This window comes from Mitsuaria sp. CC2 (genome assembly GCF_048957715.1).
Classification (GTDB): Bacteria; Pseudomonadota; Gammaproteobacteria; order Burkholderiales; family Burkholderiaceae_C; genus Roseateles.
The window spans coordinates 44,607-61,130 of record NZ_JARVXN010000009.1; the positions used below are offsets into that span (position 1 = coordinate 44,607).

The 16,524-nt window shown below is 71.9% G+C and carries 11 protein-coding genes; 2 read left to right on the plus strand and 9 right to left on the minus strand.

All coding sequences use genetic code 11. The features are described 5' to 3' along the window. Positions 1-16: 16 nt before the first annotated feature. Positions 17-2,659, plus strand: coding sequence for a DNA ligase D (gene ligD / locus PV762_RS05465; RefSeq protein ID WP_421034013.1), 2,643 nt, complete (start codon positions 17-19; stop codon positions 2,657-2,659). Between the two features lie 44 nt (positions 2,660-2,703). Here ligD and PV762_RS05470 read toward each other — a convergent pair whose 3' ends face one another. Further along, positions 2,704-6,387, minus strand: coding sequence for an ATP-binding protein (locus PV762_RS05470; protein WP_421034014.1), 3,684 nt, complete (start codon positions 6,385-6,387; stop codon positions 2,704-2,706). Positions 6,388-6,580: 193 nt separating this feature from the next. Here PV762_RS05470 and PV762_RS05475 point away from each other — a divergent pair, with 193 nt between their 5' ends. Then, on the plus strand, positions 6,581-7,918 hold the full coding sequence (locus PV762_RS05475) for a hemolysin family protein (RefSeq protein ID WP_421034015.1): 1,338 nt from the start codon (positions 6,581-6,583) through the stop codon (positions 7,916-7,918). On the opposite strand, the gene PV762_RS05480 is transcribed toward PV762_RS05475, so the two are convergent. The 8 genes from PV762_RS05480 to PV762_RS05515 are packed head-to-tail and all read right to left on the minus strand — an operon-like array spanning position 7,898 to position 16,504. Next, on the minus strand, positions 7,898-8,500 hold the full coding sequence (locus PV762_RS05480; protein ID WP_421034016.1) for a lytic transglycosylase domain-containing protein: 603 nt from the start codon (positions 8,498-8,500) through the stop codon (positions 7,898-7,900). The genes PV762_RS05475 and PV762_RS05480 overlap by 21 nt on opposite strands. Beyond that, complete coding sequence (locus PV762_RS05485; protein ID WP_421034017.1) at positions 8,497-9,576, minus strand: hypothetical protein; 1,080 nt, start codon at positions 9,574-9,576, stop codon at positions 8,497-8,499. The genes PV762_RS05480 and PV762_RS05485 overlap by 4 nt, the downstream gene beginning before the upstream one ends. Then, positions 9,573-11,429, minus strand: a complete 1,857-nt coding sequence (locus PV762_RS05490) for a GspE/PulE family protein (protein WP_421034018.1) — start codon at positions 11,427-11,429, stop codon at positions 9,573-9,575. The genes PV762_RS05485 and PV762_RS05490 overlap by 4 nt, the downstream gene beginning before the upstream one ends. After that, on the minus strand, positions 11,426-12,223 hold the full coding sequence (locus tag PV762_RS05495) for a hypothetical protein (RefSeq protein ID WP_421034019.1): 798 nt from the start codon (positions 12,221-12,223) through the stop codon (positions 11,426-11,428). Before PV762_RS05495 ends, PV762_RS05490 begins: the two co-directional genes overlap by 4 nt. Continuing rightward, on the minus strand, positions 12,207-13,667 hold the full coding sequence (locus PV762_RS05500) for a hypothetical protein (RefSeq protein WP_421034020.1): 1,461 nt from the start codon (positions 13,665-13,667) through the stop codon (positions 12,207-12,209). Before PV762_RS05500 ends, PV762_RS05495 begins: the two co-directional genes overlap by 17 nt. Further along, on the minus strand, positions 13,667-15,340 hold the full coding sequence (locus PV762_RS05505; protein WP_421034021.1) for a hypothetical protein: 1,674 nt from the start codon (positions 15,338-15,340) through the stop codon (positions 13,667-13,669). Before PV762_RS05505 ends, PV762_RS05500 begins: the two co-directional genes overlap by 1 nt. Further along, positions 15,337-15,822, minus strand: a complete 486-nt coding sequence (locus tag PV762_RS05510) for a toxin co-regulated pilus biosynthesis Q family protein (RefSeq protein ID WP_421034022.1) — start codon at positions 15,820-15,822, stop codon at positions 15,337-15,339. Before PV762_RS05510 ends, PV762_RS05505 begins: the two co-directional genes overlap by 4 nt. A 13-nt stretch (positions 15,823-15,835) precedes the next feature. After that, the gene (locus tag PV762_RS05515) at positions 15,836-16,504 is read right to left on the minus strand and encodes a hypothetical protein (protein WP_421034023.1); all 669 of its coding nucleotides are present in this window, start codon (positions 16,502-16,504) and stop codon (positions 15,836-15,838) included. Positions 16,505-16,524: the final 20 nt, after the last annotated feature.

Below are 16,524 nucleotides of genomic sequence, written 5' to 3' on the forward strand. Positions count from 1 at the left end.
ACGCCGGGAGTGTCCGATGCCGACTGCACCGCGCCAGGATCCGCTGTCCCGCTACCGTGAGAAGCGGAACTTCCGCATCACACCCGAGCCGGGCGACACGCGAAGGACGGGCGCGGCGAGGAAGTCCCCGCGGGCGCTGTCCTTCGTCGTCCAGAAGCACTGGGCCAGCCACCTGCATTACGACTTCCGCCTCGAACTCGACGGCGTGCTGATGAGCTGGGCCGTTCCCAAGGGCCCGTCCTACGACACGAAGGAGCGCCGCATGGCGATCCATGTGGAGGACCACCCGTTGTCCTACGGCGGCTTCGAGGGCACCATCCCGCCGAAGCAGTACGGCGCCGGCGAGGTGATCGTCTGGGACAACGGCACCTGGACGCCGGAGGGCGATCCGCACGAAGGCCTGCGCGACGGCAAGCTGGTGTTCCGGCTGCACGGGCAGAAACTCGCCGGACTGTGGCAGCTGATCCGCACCTCGCGCGACGCGTCCAGGCGCGACCAGTGGCTGTTGATCAAGAAGCACGACGGCCGGGAACGCCCGCACGCGGAGTACGACGTCACCGTCGAACTGCCCGACAGCGTGATCCAGCGTCCGCTCGGACTGGCGCAGGAGCGCAATGAGAAGCACGCGAAAGACGGGAAGAACGACAGGGACGGGAAGAACGGCAAGCCCGGGACGAGCGGCGAGGGCGGAGAGACGGCGCCGGATCTGAGCCGCGCGAAGAAGGCTCGCCTGCCTGCCGAACTCTCGCCGCAACTCGCCACGCTGGTCGGCGCGACCCCGGCCGGCGACTGGATCGCCGAGGCGAAATTCGACGGTTACCGGCTGATGGCCCGCGTCGACCAGGGCAAGGTGCGCCTGGTCACGCGCGGGGGCAACGACTGGACGTCGCGGCTGCCGGCGCTGGCGGAGGCGATCGCGGCGCTCGACATCGACAACGGCTGGCTGGACGGGGAGATCGTCGTGCTGCGCGAGGACGGTTCGCCGGATTTCAACCTGCTGCAGAACGCGATCGGCCATCCGAAGCGCACGCGGCACGAGGACATCGTCTACTTCCTGTTCGACCTCCCGTTCCTCAACGGCCACGACCTGCGCGAGGTGCCGCTGATCGACCGGCGCGCCGTGCTGCGCGCGCTGATGGTGGCCCAGGAGGACGAGCGCCTGCGCTTCAGCGAGGACTTCGCGGTTCCGCCGGAGGAGATGCTCGCCGCTGCCTGCCAGATGCGGCTCGAAGGCCTGATCCTGAAGCGACCCGACAGCGGCTATGTCTCCGCCCGCAGCGATGCCTGGGTGAAGCTGAAGTGCCAGCAGCGGCAGGAGTTCGTCGTGGTCGGGTTCACGGACCGTTCGGACGGCGCCAAGGCGCTGGGCAGCGTGCTGCTCGGCTATTACGAGGACGGCGAGTTGCGCTACGCCGGGCGCGTGGGCACCGGCTGGTCGCTGAAGCAGGCCGGCGAGATGCACAGGCGCCTGTGCGCGATCGAGGTCAAGACGCCGCACTTCGATGACGCGACCATCGCGCGCAGCCATTGGGCGCGTATCGGCGGTCGCACCGGCGGCACCGCGCGATGGGTGAAGCCCAGGCTCGTCGTCGAGGTCGCCTTCGCCGAATGGACGCCCGACGGCCATGTGCGCCACGCGTCGTTCCAGGGCGAGCGGGAGGACAAGGCGCCCAAGGACATCGGACGTGAATCGGCCAAGCCCGCGGAGGAACTCAAGGTGACCAAGCCTGGGCCATCGCAGTCATCGACGCCATCGAAGCCATCGAAGCCGTCAAAGCCGTCAAAGCCGTCGAAGCCGTCGAAGCCGGCGGAATCATCGACGCCGGCCACGTCCGGGCAGCTTCGCATCACGCATCCCGAGCGCGTCATCGATCCGTCCTCGGGTCATACGAAGATGGACCTGGTCCGCTACTACGAAAGCGTGTCGGCGTGGATGCAGCCCCATCTCGGCCGACGGCCGGTGGCGATCGTGCGTGCGCCCGACGGCATCGAGGGACAGCTGTTCTTCCAGAAGCATGTCGACGGCGATGCGCTCATCGTGCTTCCCGATCCTGCCGCGCTGATGCAGCTGACGCAGATGAACGCCATCGAGTTCCACACCTGGAACGCGCAGGACGACAAGCTCGATCGGGCGGACCGGTTCATCATCGACCTGGACCCGGGCGAAGGGGTTGCGTTCAAGGCGGTCGCGGAAGCGGCCGGCATCACGCGCGCGCTGCTCAAGGAACTCGGCCTGCAGGCTTGGCTGAAGACCAGCGGCGGCAAGGGGCTGCACGTCGTGGTCCCGCTGGCGCGGCGGCACGATCACGCGACGACGAAAGCCTTCAGCCAAGCCCTCGTACAGCATCTGGCCGACACCTTTCCGAAGAAGTTCTCGGCCAGGAGCGGGCCGAAGAACCGTGTCGGCAAGATCTTTCCGGACTATCTCCGCAACGGGGAAGGGCAGACGACCGCCTGCGCCTTCTCCGTGCGCGCGCGGCCCGGGCTGGGCGTGTCGATGCCGATCGACTGGGACGAGCTCGTCGACGTGAAGCGCGGCGACCAATGGACCCTGGCCAATGCGCGCGACCGGCTCAGCTTTCAGAAGACCGATCCTTGGCGCGACTATTGGAAGAGCCGCCAGACCTTGACGAAGGGCATGAAGCTGCTCGGGATGTGATCCGGGCGGAGGGGCTGAGGGGCTGAGGGGCGCGCGCCGCGGCCTCAGTCGGAGGCGGGGATCGTCGCCATCACCGGCAGGCGCAGCTCGAATCGCGCGCCGCAGCCGGCGCCGTCGCTGTGCACCGACACGCTGCCGCCATGCATGCCGATCAGCTGCCGGACCAGCGACAGCCCGATGCCCAGGCCGCCCTGGGAACGGTCCAGCGTGCGGTCGCCCTGGACGAAGAGGTCGAACATCGTGGCCTGCAGCGCGGGCGGCACGCCGATGCCGTCGTCGCTGATCCGGATCAACGCGGTGCCGGGGCCGCCCGCGAGCGCAGGCTCCTCGCTCATCGTCAGATCGATGCGGCCTTCCGGATCGGTGTACTTCGCCGCGTTGGTGAGCACGTTGGCCACGCATTGCACCAGCCGGGCGAGGTCGCCATGCACGCGCAAGGGCCGCGCGACGGTCGTTCCCGAAGTCACCGAAGTCACCGAAGTCACAGAGAAGTGGTGGCGGCGCTCCCGCATCAGCGGCTCCGCCGTCTCCACGGCCTGCGCGATCACCTCCGACAGCAGCACCGGCTTGAGCTGCAGTTCCACCCGGCCCTGCGTGATCCGCGAGACGTCCAGCAGGTCATCGACCAGGCGCGTCAGCGTCTCCACCTGCCGCCGGATGATGGCCACCATCTTCTGCGAGCGCTCATCCGGCAGCCCCAGGCGCGACAGCACGTCCCCCGCGCTGCGGATGGGCGCGATCGGGTTGCGCAGCTCGTGCGCCAGCATCGCCAGGAACTGGTCCTTCTGGCGGTCCGCGGCCTCCAGCCGCCGCCGGGCCTTCAGGTGCGCGGAGATCTCCCGGTAGTAGCACACCACGCCCATCGATCCGTCGGCCAGCGGGATCCGGCTGATCTGCCACTCGTAGGCCTCGGTGACGCCGAGGTCGCTGCGCTCCTGGATGAACTCCGGCGTGTGATACGGCTCGCCGGTTTCCAGCGTGCGCAGGAACAGCGACACGACCTGGTCCGACAGCGGATGGCCCCATTGACGCTCCACCAGCGCATCAAAGCGCGCCCCGATCAGGTCCGGCGCATGTCCGAAGGTGGCGCGGGCGGTCGGATTGGCCTCGCGCACGCGCAGGACGCCGTCGTCCAGCGCGACCAGGAACAGCCCCATCGGCGCCGCGTTGAGCAGGGTCTCGAACTGCTCGGTCCTCACCCGGGACGCCGCCTCTGCGGACTGCCGCATGCGTCGCAGCTCCAGCAGCGCGCCCAGCCGCGCGAGCAGCTCGCGCGACGAGAAGGGCTTGATCATGTAGTCGTCCGCGCCGGCGTCCAGGCCCTCGATGCGGGCTTCCTCGCCGGCGCGCGCGGAGAGCAGCACCACCGGCACGCCGCCGAGGCGCGCGTCCGCGCGGATCGCCGACAGCAGCGCCAAGCCGTCCAGACGCGGCATCATCACGTCGCTCAGCAGCAAATCCGGCGGCACGCGCCGCGCCGCTTCCAGCGCCTGCAAGCCGTCCCCCGCCAGCTCCACCGCGTAGTACGGCGACAGCAGGTCGCGCAGATAGGCGCGCATGTCCGCGTTGTCGTCGGCGACCACGATCCGCGCGCCGAAGGTCGCGGCGAAGCGCTGGTCCGCCGCGGGCCACCCGGCGGCGGCAAGACGGCCGGACTCATCGACGCGCGCCGTTCCGGATCCGTGCGCGTGCGCCGGATCTTGCGCCGGCTCTGGCGCGGGCAGCCACCCCAACGCCTCGTCCACATAGGCCCGGGCGGCGGTCGTGCTCGCGGTCCGCTCGATCCGTTCGATCCGCTCGCGCGGCAGGTGCTCGCGTCCCAGCGGCAGCACGACGCGGAACACCGCACCCTGGCCGTGGACGCTGGACGCCTCGATGCGACCGCCGTGCAACAGCACCAGTTCCTGCACCAGGGCCAGTCCGATGCCCGAGCCCTCGTGCGTCCGACCCTCCGCTCCGGCGACGCGGTGGAAGCGATCGAACACCTTGGGCAACTCGTCCGCCGGGATCCCGGCGCCCGTGTCGGCCACCTCGAGCACGGCCTGCGACTGCAACTGTGACTGCGACTGCAACTGTGACTGCGACTGCAACTGTGACTGCGACTGCGCCTGCGCCTGCGACAGATCCTGGCCGGCTTCGAGCCCGGCCTCACGCAGCCGCACCGTCACCTGCCCGCGCATCGTGAACTTGAACGCGTTGGACAGCAGGTTCAGGACGATTTTTTCCCACATCTCGCGGTCGACGTACGCGTGCGCGGACAACGGGGGGCAATCGACCTCGAAGGCCAGCCCGGCGCGCTCCATCGCGGAGCGGAAGGTGCTCGCGAGATCGCGCGTCAGCGCCGCCAGGTCGGTGGCTTCGTAACGTGCCTGCGCGCGACCGGCCTCGATGCGCGAAAAGTCCAGCAGCGTGTTCACCAGGCGCTGCAGCCGCGACGCATTGCGCAGCACCAGCGCCAGCCGGTCGCGGGCGGGACCGTCCAGGTGGGGCGCGGTCACCAGCTCTTCGAGCGGGCCCAGCATCAGCGTCAAGGGCGTGCGGAACTCGTGGCTGATGTTGGAGAAGAACGCCGTTTTCGCCCGATCCAACTCGGCGAGCGACTCCGCGCGGCGGCGCTCGGCCTCGTAGGTGGAGGCGTCGGCCAGCGCGGCCGACACCTGGCCGGCGACCAGGTTCAGGAAGTCGCGGTACTCCTCGTCCAGCGGGCGGCGCGGGCTGACGCCCAGGACCAGGACACCCGCCAGGTCCTTGCCGGCGCCCCGCAGCGGCAGCAGCACGGCGTGCCGGAGCGCCTCGGGCCAGCCGGGCAGCGTCAGCGAAAGGCCCAGCGCCGGCAGGTCCGGCAGGTCGCGCGCGGCGCCGCCCGCGGCCAGGTCCTGCAGGGGCCAACCGTCCGGCGGGTCGAGGAGGTCGAGTCGTTCGGGGAAGGACGCCGAGCCGTCGGGGAGGCTGAAGCAGATCCGGCGCGCGACCTGGCCGGCGACCTGTCCCCCGGGCTCGTTCAGGTAGACCGCGGCGAAGGGCAGGTCCAGCGGGGCGTCGGACACCACGCCGCAGACGCGCCGCGCGCAGTCGTGCGTGTCGCCGGCGCCGACGGTGCGCGCTGCCAGATCGCGCAGCACGCGCAGGCGGCGTTCGCCGACAACGCGGTCGGTGACCTCGGTGACGACGCACAGCATGCCGTCCACGCGCAGCGTGTCGTCGTAGACCGGGCTGTAGGAAAAGGTGTGATACGTCTCCTCGGAAAAGCCGCTGCGCTCCAGGAACAGCAGCAGGCCCTCGTCCCAGGTCGCCTCGCCGGTCGTCTGCACGTGGCGGATGCGGCTGTAGGCCGCGTCCCAGACCTCGGCCCAGACCCGTTCCGACCGCGCCCCGAGCGCCCACGCCCGCTTGATCCCCAGCGTCGGCAGGTAGGCGTCGTTGCAGAAGAAGATCATCTCCGGCCCCCACGCCAACCACATCGCGTAGCGCGAGTCCAGCATCATGCGCACGACCGTCTTCAACGAGACCGGCCAGCCGTCCGGCGGGCCCATCGGCGTGGCGGCCCAGTCGAGCGCGCGCAGGCGTTCCCCCACCTCGCCGCCGCCGTCCAGGAAGTGGCGCAACCGAGGCGCGGCGGCAGGGGCCGGAAGCGGCGCGCGGGCGAGCGGGCCGTCATGCGGCGGGGAAGGCGGCGAGGAATGCGGCGGGGAAGGCGGCCCGGCGGGGCCGGCGGGCGGAACGTGCATCGGCAGGATTTTCCGTCTGGGGGAAGGGTGGTCGGAGTCTAGGAGCGCGAAGCAAGCCGCGCACCCGCATCAGCCCTGGCTGTCCACCGACCTTCCCAGGTGGGCGGCGGGGGCGGTTCCGGCCTGGAAGGGGGAGGTACCCCAGAGGGGGGCGCCCGCTACACTGGCGGCTCTCCAGATTCCGAAAGCCGCCTTGAGTTCCAGCCTGCTGCTCATCCTCCTGCTGATCTGCGCCAGCGCGTTCTTCTCGATGGCGGAGCTCTCGCTGGCCGCGTCGCGTCGGCTGAAGCTGCGACAGCTGGCGGACGAAGGCGATCACCGCGCCGCGCAGGTGCTGAAGGTCCAGGAGCAACCGGGCTACTACTTCACCGTCGTGCAGATCGGCGTCAACACGCTGGCGATCCTGGCCGGCGTGGTCGGGGAGGGCGCGCTGACGCCGCATTTCGAGGCGCTGCTGCGACCGCTGATCGACGTGGACACGGCGCAGCGCGTGGCCTTCGCGCTGTCCTTCACCTGCGTCACCATCCTGTTCGTCGTGCTGGCCGATCTGCTGCCCAAGCGCTTGTCGATGAACGAGCCCGAGCGGGTGGCGATGGCGCTGATCCGGCCGATGCTCTTCCTCACCGTCGTGCTGCGGCCGATCGCGTGGGCGCTGAATCACGTCGCCGACGGGTTGTTGCGGCTGCTTGGCCGCCCGATGAGCCCGGACAACACCATCACCCACGACGACATCCTCGCCCTCGCCGCGGCGGGCCAGCGCGCCGGCGTGGTCTCGGCCGCCGACCAGCAGGTGATCGAGAACGTGTTCGAGCTCGACACCCGCACCGTCGAGTCCTCGATGACCTCGCGCGAACGCGTCGTCTACTTCTCGCTCGACGACGACGAGGCGCTGATCCGCACGCGGATCGCGGACTCGCCGCACTCGACCTACCTCGTCTGCGCCGGCGAGATCGACCAGGTCGTCGGTTACGTCGACGCGACCGACCTGTTCCAGCGCGTGCTGCGCGGCGAGGTCATCTCGCTGCGCGCCGAGCCCGCGCTGGTCAAGAAGGTGCTGATCGTCCCGGACCGGCTGACGCTGGCCGAGGTGCTGACGCAGTTCCGCCATGCGCACGAGGACTTCGCGGTCATCGTCAACGAGTACTCGCTGGTCGTCGGCGTGATCACGCTGAACGACGTGATGAGCACGGTGATGGGCTCCCTGGTCTCCACCGCCGAGGAGGAGCAGCAGATCATCCGCCGGGACGACGGCAGCTTCCTGGCCGACGGCATCACGCCCATTCCCGACGTGCAGCGCGCGCTGGGCGTGGACGACTTCCCGCACCAGGGCCAGTACGACACGCTGGCGGGTTTCCTGATGGTGATGCTGCGCCGCATTCCCAAGCGGACCGACGTCGTGGAATGGCACGGCTGGCGTTTCGAGGTCGTCGACGTCGACAGCCACCGCGTCGACCAGGTCATGATCGCGCGCGTGGGCGGTCCGCCGACGAAAGAGACGGACGCGTCGGCGTCAGCGGATCTGGCGGGCTGATCCGGGCGCCGGCCCGGCCGGTCGGGGGGCGCTCAACCTGGCGCTCACGGTGGCATTCAATGTGGCGTTCAATGTGGCGTAGTGCCGCAACACCTGCCGCGCATACGCGAGCCGCTTGGCCGGGTCGCGCGCGTTATAGGCGCCGAGCGCGTCCGCGGTCGTGCCCATCGAGCGGAAATTGCTGCCCAGGATCCAGGCCCCGACGAGGATGTTGACGCAGGGCACGCGCAGGTCGGATGCGTTGACGCCGTAGCGCGCCAGGATGGGCAGCCAGGAGGAGTTGATCTGCATCAGCCCGGTGTCCGTCGAGCCGTTGGCGTTGCGGTTGGATGCCGCCGGATCCAGGCCCGACTCCTGGCGGGCCACGGCCTTCAGGAGCAGCGGCGACACGCCGTAGCGCTCGCCGGCCAGCAGGAAGCAGCGGTCGAAACGGGTCATGTCGGGGCGATCGGCGGGCTCGGCGCGTGACGCGGGTCCGACCCGCGGCGGCGTCTGCGCAGGCGCCGCGAGTGCCGGCGCTTGCGGAACCTCCGCCCCGGCCAGCGCCAGCGCGAGGGTCCAGGCGGCGCGCGCGCGTGTCATAGCCCCCCCATCTCGGATTGAAGGCTGCTCTGCGCCTCCATGACGGTGGCCAGGAATCCGCCGAGCAGGAAGAGCAGCAGCATCGCCGCGGCCACCATCAGCAGCACGTTCAGTCGCGCGGCGGAGTCGGAGATGCCCAGCTGCAGCCGGTCGATCGAACCGACGCCGATCCGCACGAACGCGGCCACCGGGTCGCGCCGTTCGGCGGCGTCCTGGACGCGGTCCTCCATGGTCGGGTTGAGCACGCCGGTGGCGAAGGCGCGGCCGAACTGCGCCGACTCGCGTCCCGACAGCCGCGACAGGATCTGCCGCAGGTGCCAGCGCATCCAGGGCGCGCTGAAGCGGCCGGCACGTTCGAGCGACGCGCGCAGCGACACCCCCGCCCGCATCAGCGAGGACAGGGAGATCACCAGCATCGCCCCGGAGAAGTCGCGGTAGAGGCTGAACGGCGGATGCCGGTCGAGCCGGCGCCGCAGGCGGCCCTGCCAGCGCGGCAGGGACCACACGAACAGGCCGCCGGCGGCCAGCACCGCGGCGCCCAGGGTCAGGCCGTGGTGGCGGATGGTCCACGCGACCGCATACAGCGCGCGGCCCAGCGGCGGCCAGCGCGCCGGGTCGATCAGGTCGGCCAGCACCGGCACCGCGTGCAGCGAGAAGGCCACCAGGATCCCGGTCATCGCCCCCAGCAGCAGCAGCGGGTAGGCCACCGCCTTGCGCACCGCGCGGAACATGCCGTCGACCTTGTCGACCGTGCCGGAGAGGAAGTGCAGGCCCTGCGACAGGCGCTCGTCGCCGCCGCCCTGCAGCGCGTCGATCATGAGCAGTTCGGTCGGCGGCATGACGCCCTGCAGCGCCCGTGCCAGCGAGCCGCCCATCGCCGCGCGCAGCATGCGGCGGTAGAGCAGCTGGTCGCCGCGCGAGCGCCGCCGGGCGCGGGCCTCGAGCTTGCGCAGGATGGTGTACAGCGGGACGCGGTCCTCCAGCGCGGAGGCCAGGTCGTAGTAGAAGTCGCCGCGCCGGCGGCGGAGGCGGCGGACCGCCAGGCGCAGCAGCAGCCAGTCGAGCGGGTGGGTCATCGGAGCGGGCTCATGTCGTCGTCGGCGAGCGTCTGGGCCAGCAGCGCCGCGCTGCCGAAGGTCCGCTCGAAGTGATAAGGATCGACACGCCCCTGGGCGACGTCGTACAGCACATGCCCCCAGGCGTCCTTGCCGTCCATGTCGGGGTCGGTGAAGGGCGCCTTGCGGCGGCGACGCCAGTGACGGCGCGCCTCGGCGTCCCGGCCCTGCCGGAGCAGGTCCAGCAGACGCAGGTCCGGCACGATCACCTCGGCGCCGACCTTCACGCCGGCCGTGCCCTCATGGGTGTCGTCCGCGGGGCGGGCGGTTCCGGCGTCCGGGGCGATGCGCGCATCGGCGCCGTCGCGGGGCGTGGTCAGGGTGTCGGTGGGCATGCTGGTCCCGTAGTCGATCCCGGGGCGTCGGCAGTGCGTGCAGCCGTTCGCGCTGGCGCAGTAAATCCTGTCCGGATCGAGGCCGAATCCCGCCCGGAACACCTGCATCGCGTCGGCGCCCATGACGGCGGCGGCGGGCCGCTTGCAGTGGTCGCAATTGACCGGCATCAGCACCTGGTAGACCATCGCGGAGAGGAACTCCGGATCGCAGAGGTCCTCTCGGGCCAGGCCCAGCAGGCGCGAGGACAGCCGGCCCACGATGCCCAGCGCGGAAGTCGCATGGACCGTCGACAGGATCTTGTGACCGGTCTGGATCGCGGCCTGCGCCATCGACGCGGACAGGCCGTCGCGGATCTCGCCGAACAGGCCGACGTCGGGATCCATGCGCAGGAACGCCAGCATGGCGCCGTGGAACGGGTCCGCGCCGCCGGCCGCGCCCCGCTGGATGGAGAGGTGGCTGACGCCCGGCGTTTCGTACTCCACCGGGTCTTCGATGGTGAAGAGCTTGCGCGAGCCGTCGCGCGCCAGCATCGTCATCATCGCGTTGAGCGTGGTGGTCTTGCCCGAGCCGGTGACGCCGGCGACGAACACGCCGCCCCAGGCCGAGGCCAGCGCCTCGCGCAGCCGGTCGGCCTGCCAGGGGGTGAAACCCAGCGGTTCGAGCGCGGCGGGACGCGGCCGATGCCCGTCGCCGGCCCCGGCGCCGGCGCCGCCGGAAGCGCGCAGCAGGCGGATCACCACGTCCATGCCGCCCACCGCGGGATGGCTCTGGTAGCGCAAGGTCAGCCTGGCGCCGGGCAGGTCCAGCGGGATCATCGCGGCCTGCGGCACCGCGCCGTTGAAGGCGACCTCGGAGCGGGACCGTTCCTCGGCCAGCATGGTGTACGCCGCCGAGAGCCCGTCGACGGCGGTGCGCGCCGAATGCCGGCCGAGTTCGCGCATGCGGCCGTCCAGACGCACGCGGGCGAGCGCGATCGCGCCGCGCAGCTCGACGTGGAGATCGCTGGCCCCGGCGAGGCGGCAGCGTTGCACCAGGGCCCGGAACCACTCGAGCGGCGAGGATGCGGCCACCATGGCGTCGATGTCGCGGGCCGTCTCCGCGGCCTGGCGCTCGTCGGCGGTCGTTTCAAACGCCTCAGACGTTCCGGGGGGCTCGTCCAGGGAGGTCCCGAGCGCGGCGACCCGGTCGAGCAGGGCCGCGAACACTTCCGGCGCCGCGGTCAGGTGGCCGGCGTAGGTCAGCCCCCTGGATTTGCCGGCCTGCACGAGGCGATACCAGTCGGGCCGATGGACCTCGTCGGGGGCCGACACGACGAGGAAGCGGCCGCCGCCCAGCGCGAGCGCCGCCAGCCGGTCCTGCTTGCGACTCGCGACGGGCAGCAGGTCGGCGGCGGGCGCGGCGAGCGACGCGTCCGCGCTGACGGTGAGGACGCGCTCGAACGGCGGCAGGCCCTCGGGGACATCGATGTGGCGGTTCAAGGGGCGGAAGCGGAGGAAGCGCCGGAAGGCGGCGGCACGGCCGGCAGGGGCGCAGGCATCGGCGCAGGCATCGGCGCAGATGTCGGCGCAGGTATCGGCGCAGGTATCGGCAAAAGGGCGGCACGCCGGACGGCGGCATCGTCCTCGGGGCTCGCATCGACCGCATCGTCCTCCGCGTGCGGAGGGCCGGAACGTGCGGCGACGCCTTGCCCGGGGGGATCGACGGCATCGGCGGCGGGCGGACGGAAACGATCGAAGCGATAGCGGGTCGCGGAGCCGCCTCGCCCGGGCGGGGGCAGCACCAGGACAAGCGGCGGCGCGCCGGCCGCCGCGACCTGCTCGCAGCGCAGCCCTTCCGGCAGCAGTCCGACGATGCGCCAGGGACCGATGCGTGCGTCCGGTCCGGACGAGGCGTCGACCGCATGCAGGCGCCCGTCGAGCAGCACTTCGGCGCGCCAGCGGCCGCCCGCGGCCATGAGCGACCACAGCTGCGGAAGCCTCCGCGAGCCCTGATGCGTGCCGCCATCGGTGGCAGCGCGGATCGTCATCGGTACGCCCGCCGGCGCGGATGTGCCCGCGAGGCGCGCGGCGGTCGCGGCGAGTTCCGCGGCCTTGTTCCGACGGGCGATGTCCACGAGCTGGCGCAAGGTCGCGGATGGGGCCGCGTCGAAGGCGGGCGCCGCCACGCCGCCGACCGGTGTCGTCGACAGACCGGCCAGCAGCCATGGCCCCAGCCACGCCAGGCGTCCGGCAGGGACGGGCCGCGGCGCTCGACGGTCAGTAGTGCGCGCCATGGGCACCCTGGGCGAAAAGGGATCCGGATAGGTCATAGCTGATGTGGGAGGAGGCGAAGTTCAGGGTGAGGGTCTCCACGACGACATAGGGCGGGACCTGCAGCAGCGGCAGCGACCAGACGCCGTCCTTCAGGCGCCAGCTCATGCGGACGATGCGTCGGGGGGCGGCCGGACCGTCGACCCCCGCCTTCGCGCCGCCTGCCGCACTCGCCGCGCCTGCCACGTTTGCGGCCGCGCCAGCCTCCGGGGCATCCAGCGGCACCCCGGGCAGGAGCGTCGCCTCCGCGCTCCCGGCGGTCGCCAGGTCCTGCAAGTGGCTGCCCCAGACGTTGACGGCCAGGCGCAGCGGCGGCAGCCGCGCGGCGCTGAGCGCCTCCCCGGGACGCAACGGCAGTTCGAGCGTGTCCACCAGCGAGGTGCGCATCGACGCGGCGAGGAGGTCGTCGCCGACGGCCAGGTCGGCCGGCATCCACGGCGGGCCGATGGCGCCTGACGGCAGGGCGTCCAGCGTCTCGAAGCTGCCGTGATGCCGCGCCCAGGTGGCGACGCATCCCAGCAGCCGATCGCAGTCGACCTGCTGCAGCGTCCAGCCGGCGCGGGTCAGCGGCAGTGCGGCGATGGCCGCGCGCCAACGGTCCAGCGACGACGCGCCCGGTCGCCCCGCCTGCCTGAGCCGCTCGGCCAACTGCCGCGTCCGCTCGGCGCCCGCCTGGGCACGCGCCGACGCGGTCGCGGCGGTCTCGCGCGCCGCGGCCACCATGTCGCGCTCGATCGCGCGTTCGTGCCGCCACCACAAGGCGAAACCGGCCATCAGGCCCAGCGCGGCCAGCGCCGCGGCAAGCGCGGCCGGCCAGCGGGTGGGCAGCAGCGGCCGCAGCCGCCAGTCGCCGTCGGGTTGCCCGAAGAGCAGCTCCGGCGACAGCGTCTCGCCGATGCGGTCCCGACCGGTCAGATGACCGGCGACGCGGACCTCCTGGTCGGGATGCATGTCGCGGAATTCCTGCAGCACGGCCAGCGCCGCGTGGAGGTCCGGCAGCAGCCGGTCGAAACCCGGCACCGGGCGGCGTTCCATCAGGCCGATGAAGGCCACCGGGCCGCCGGCGTCGATCAGGCAGGCCTCGACGCCGCGCTCGGCGAAGCGCGCCACCAGCAGCCCCACGGCGCAATACACGGGACGCCAGGGGAGGCGGGGCGCGCCGTCGAGCGTTCGCGCCAGGCCCAGCAGGGCGCCGTCCGGCAGCCGCGCGACGAGCCGGTGACCCGCGACGCGCGCCTGGCGCAGCTCCGGTCCGGGATCCTCCGGTCGTGCCACCGGATGCCACTCCAGCCCGACGGCCAGCCGCATGCCGGCGACCTCGACCACCCGGGCCGTCCCGCCGGCCGGGCTGTGCGGCGTCGGGTCCGGCTCGCCGGCGCCGGCCGGCGGCGTCGATCGTGCGTCCATCACGGCTCCTCCAGCCGCGGCGTGATCAGCACGACCGTGCCTTGCCGCACGTGCTGCCCGCGACGCGCCAGCGGCAGCAGGCCTCGCACCACGTCCGCATCGTCGAACTGGGTCTGCTGGCGCTCGAAGCCCGCCAGCACCAGCGTGCGCCCCGCCGGGACGCTGATGCGCTGCAGGGTGCTGAAGCTCATCGTCTCGGGCAACTGCACCGACTGCGCCAGCGCGCCGCTGCCGCTGGTGAAGGCGCGGAGCTGACGCAATTCGCTGATCTGCAGCGCGGTCTGCAGCAGCACCAGGTGCGAATCCAGGATCACCGGCAGCACCGTCAGTCCGAGACCGGTGGTGAGCTTGCCGGGTTCGAGGGCGCCGGGCGTGGTCAGGCCGGTGGTAGCGTTCACCGTCGGCGCCGTCGAGCGCTGGACGTAGGACCGCGTCTGCAGCGCGCCGACCGGCACCGGCATCCGGTTGGTGGTGGTGACCACGCTGGAGTAGGCGGTCGACACGCGGCCGTACTCCTGCAGCGCCTGGGCGATCCACTCGCTGGGCGCGGCGCGGGAGGCGGACGGGCCCAGCACGAAGCTCAACGCCGCGGGCGTGCCGCCGCCCAGCGGGCCGAGCGCGGCGGGCGCCGTCAAGCGCAGGCGATTGGCCGGATCGAGGCCGCCGAACACCATCTGCCAGTTGATGCCGTTGCTGAACTCGTCGGAGAAGCTCACCTGCAGCACCTCGATCTCGAGCACGACCTGGCGGAGCAGGTTGGTGTTGAGCGCGTCCAGATAGGCCTGCACGCGGTCGACGTTGGCGAGCGCATCCGTCACCGTCACCAGGCCCGCGCGCGGGTCCACCTGCAGCGCCGCGACCGGGGACAGCATCGGCTTGAGCGCGTCGGGCAGCCCGGCCCAGTAGTCGCTCTGCGCCGTGCCGTCGATCCTGGCGGCGCCCGCGCTGGCGCCTTCCGTGCCGCCGAGCACGTCGAAGGCGGCGCTCGCGTCCAGGCCGCCGGGCAGGGCCTTGACGGGGATCGCGCGCGTGACCACGCGGGAGAACACGATGCGCCCGCCGGCGTGCCGCCATTGCAGGCCCGCCTGCGCCGCGATGCGATCCAGCAGCGAGCGCAGGGAGCCGTCGTGATCGATCTCGACGGTGTTCTGATGCTCCGGGGCGGAGATGTCCAGGCGCTGGGCACCGGCCCGACCGGCCTGGCGCCATGCCGCCGTTTCCTCGGGCGCGGCCGCGGCCGCGTCGAAGGGCGGCCGCGAGGCCGGCCCCGGCGCGTAGTCGGCGGCGCTGTGCAGCGCGTCCGGCGTCATGATCACCGGCAGGCCGATCGCGCGCGACAGCAGCTCGGCGACGGCGGCCAGCGGCAGCCGGCCGGGCACATGCAGGCGTACCTCGCCGAGATGCGCCGGCAGCCGCTCGTCGCGCCGCAGCGGGATGGACCGGCTCGCGAAACGCGGCGCGGGGTCGGGCACGACCAGCGGCGGCGGCGCCGCGGCCTCGCGCAGCCGGGACTGCCACGTCCCGGCGCGATCGACCAGGTCCTGGTGGACGGCCTCGGTCTCGCGCGCGGACGGCACGGCGCAGCCGCCAAGCGCGACGCAGGCCGCCGCCGCGAGCGCCAGGCGTCGGAGGCGAGGTCGCGCACGCCGCGGCTCAAAGGACACGACGCTCACCGGCGGGCTCCGTCGGGCAGGTAGCGGCCGATGCGCACCACGCGCGTCTCCGCCTGGACGCGGGCCTGCAGCGGGAAGTCGGTGTCGCGCAGCGCGGTCATCGCCTGGGTCAGCGCATCCAGGAAGTTGCCGCGCAGCGCGACTTCGGCATCGATGGGGAAATCGCGCTCGACCTCCCACACCAGTTGCCAGCCTGCCTCGCGCGCCCAGCGTTGGAGCGCCTGGTGGACGGTACCGTCGTCATGGGCGAAGGTCCAGCTGCCGGCGCTTTCGGCCGTCAGCGCGGCCCACGCGGGCGTCGCCGTGGCGGAAGGCCCTGAGGCCGAGGACGTGGCCGATGACGGCACCGATGCCGCGGCCGATGACGGGACCGATGACGGGACCGGCGATGCGGCCGCGCCCGGTGAAAGCGCGAGTATCGTCACGCCGAGCACCAGCGTCGGAACCGGCGCCGCGGCGCGTGGGAGACGGGACAGGACCATCGCTGCCGTCCGCTCAGCTCATCAGCGCGTGGATGGTGACCTCCTCGGCGGAGGTCTCGCAGGCGGCGACGAGGTCCCCCACGGCGGTGGCGGTGGCGACGCCGGGGGTTTTCACGACCCTCGCCGCCGGCTTCTTGAGCCGCGTCTCCGTTTTCTCATCCCCGACCCACAGGCCCTCGGCCACGAGCGCGAGTCCCCGCGCAATGCTGGCGCATTGCGTCTTCGGAATGCCGGCATAACTCAGCGTGAACGCCTTGCCCTTCTTCACCGATCCGAAATCGTCGTCGAATCCCGACGCGAAGATCCGTCCGCCAAACTCGTGCTGCACTTCGATCTGATCGCCGGTGCCGCTGACGGTTTCGGGCCGGAACGCGCCCAGCGCGTTCGCCTGCTGCGTGGTCAGCGTGGCGAAGTTCAAGGCGCCCGCGCTGCCGTAACCGGCCAGGTTGGCCCGGATCTGCGGCGCCTGGCGCAGCAGGGCGGAGCGGTCCATCTGTCCGTTGAGGCTTCGCAGCCCCATCAGCACGACGACCATGACGACGATGATCACGCCGATGCCGATCAGCAGTTCCAGCAGCGTGGCGCCGCGTTGCGCGCGCGCGCGGGCGTGGCGGCGCTTCGAACCGGACGAGGCGGCGGAGGGGGAGCGAGGGGAGGCGGGCGCAGGGGCGTGACGGGTCATGGAACAGACCTCCTTTCCAG

What these genes read in the sequence shown, in the direction of transcription:
- PV762_RS05495 (WP_421034019.1), bottom strand. Translation starts at nt 12,223, where the DNA reads ATGGCGCGCACTACTGACCGTCGAGCGCCGCGGCCCGTCCCTGCCGGA.
- PV762_RS05500 (WP_421034020.1), bottom strand. Translation starts at nt 13,667, where the DNA reads ATGGACGCACGATCGACGCCGCCGGCCGGCGCCGGCGAGCCGGACCCG.
- PV762_RS05470 (WP_421034014.1), bottom strand. Translation starts at nt 6,387, where the DNA reads ATGCACGTTCCGCCCGCCGGCCCCGCCGGGCCGCCTTCCCCGCCGCAT.
- PV762_RS05485 (WP_421034017.1), bottom strand. Translation starts at nt 9,576, where the DNA reads ATGACCCACCCGCTCGACTGGCTGCTGCTGCGCCTGGCGGTCCGCCGC.
- PV762_RS05480 (WP_421034016.1), bottom strand. Translation starts at nt 8,500, where the DNA reads ATGACACGCGCGCGCGCCGCCTGGACCCTCGCGCTGGCGCTGGCCGGG.
- ligD (WP_421034013.1), top strand. Translation starts at nt 17, where the DNA reads ATGCCGACTGCACCGCGCCAGGATCCGCTGTCCCGCTACCGTGAGAAG.
- PV762_RS05510 (WP_421034022.1), bottom strand. Translation starts at nt 15,822, where the DNA reads ATGGTCCTGTCCCGTCTCCCACGCGCCGCGGCGCCGGTTCCGACGCTG.
- PV762_RS05515 (WP_421034023.1), bottom strand. Translation starts at nt 16,504, where the DNA reads ATGACCCGTCACGCCCCTGCGCCCGCCTCCCCTCGCTCCCCCTCCGCC.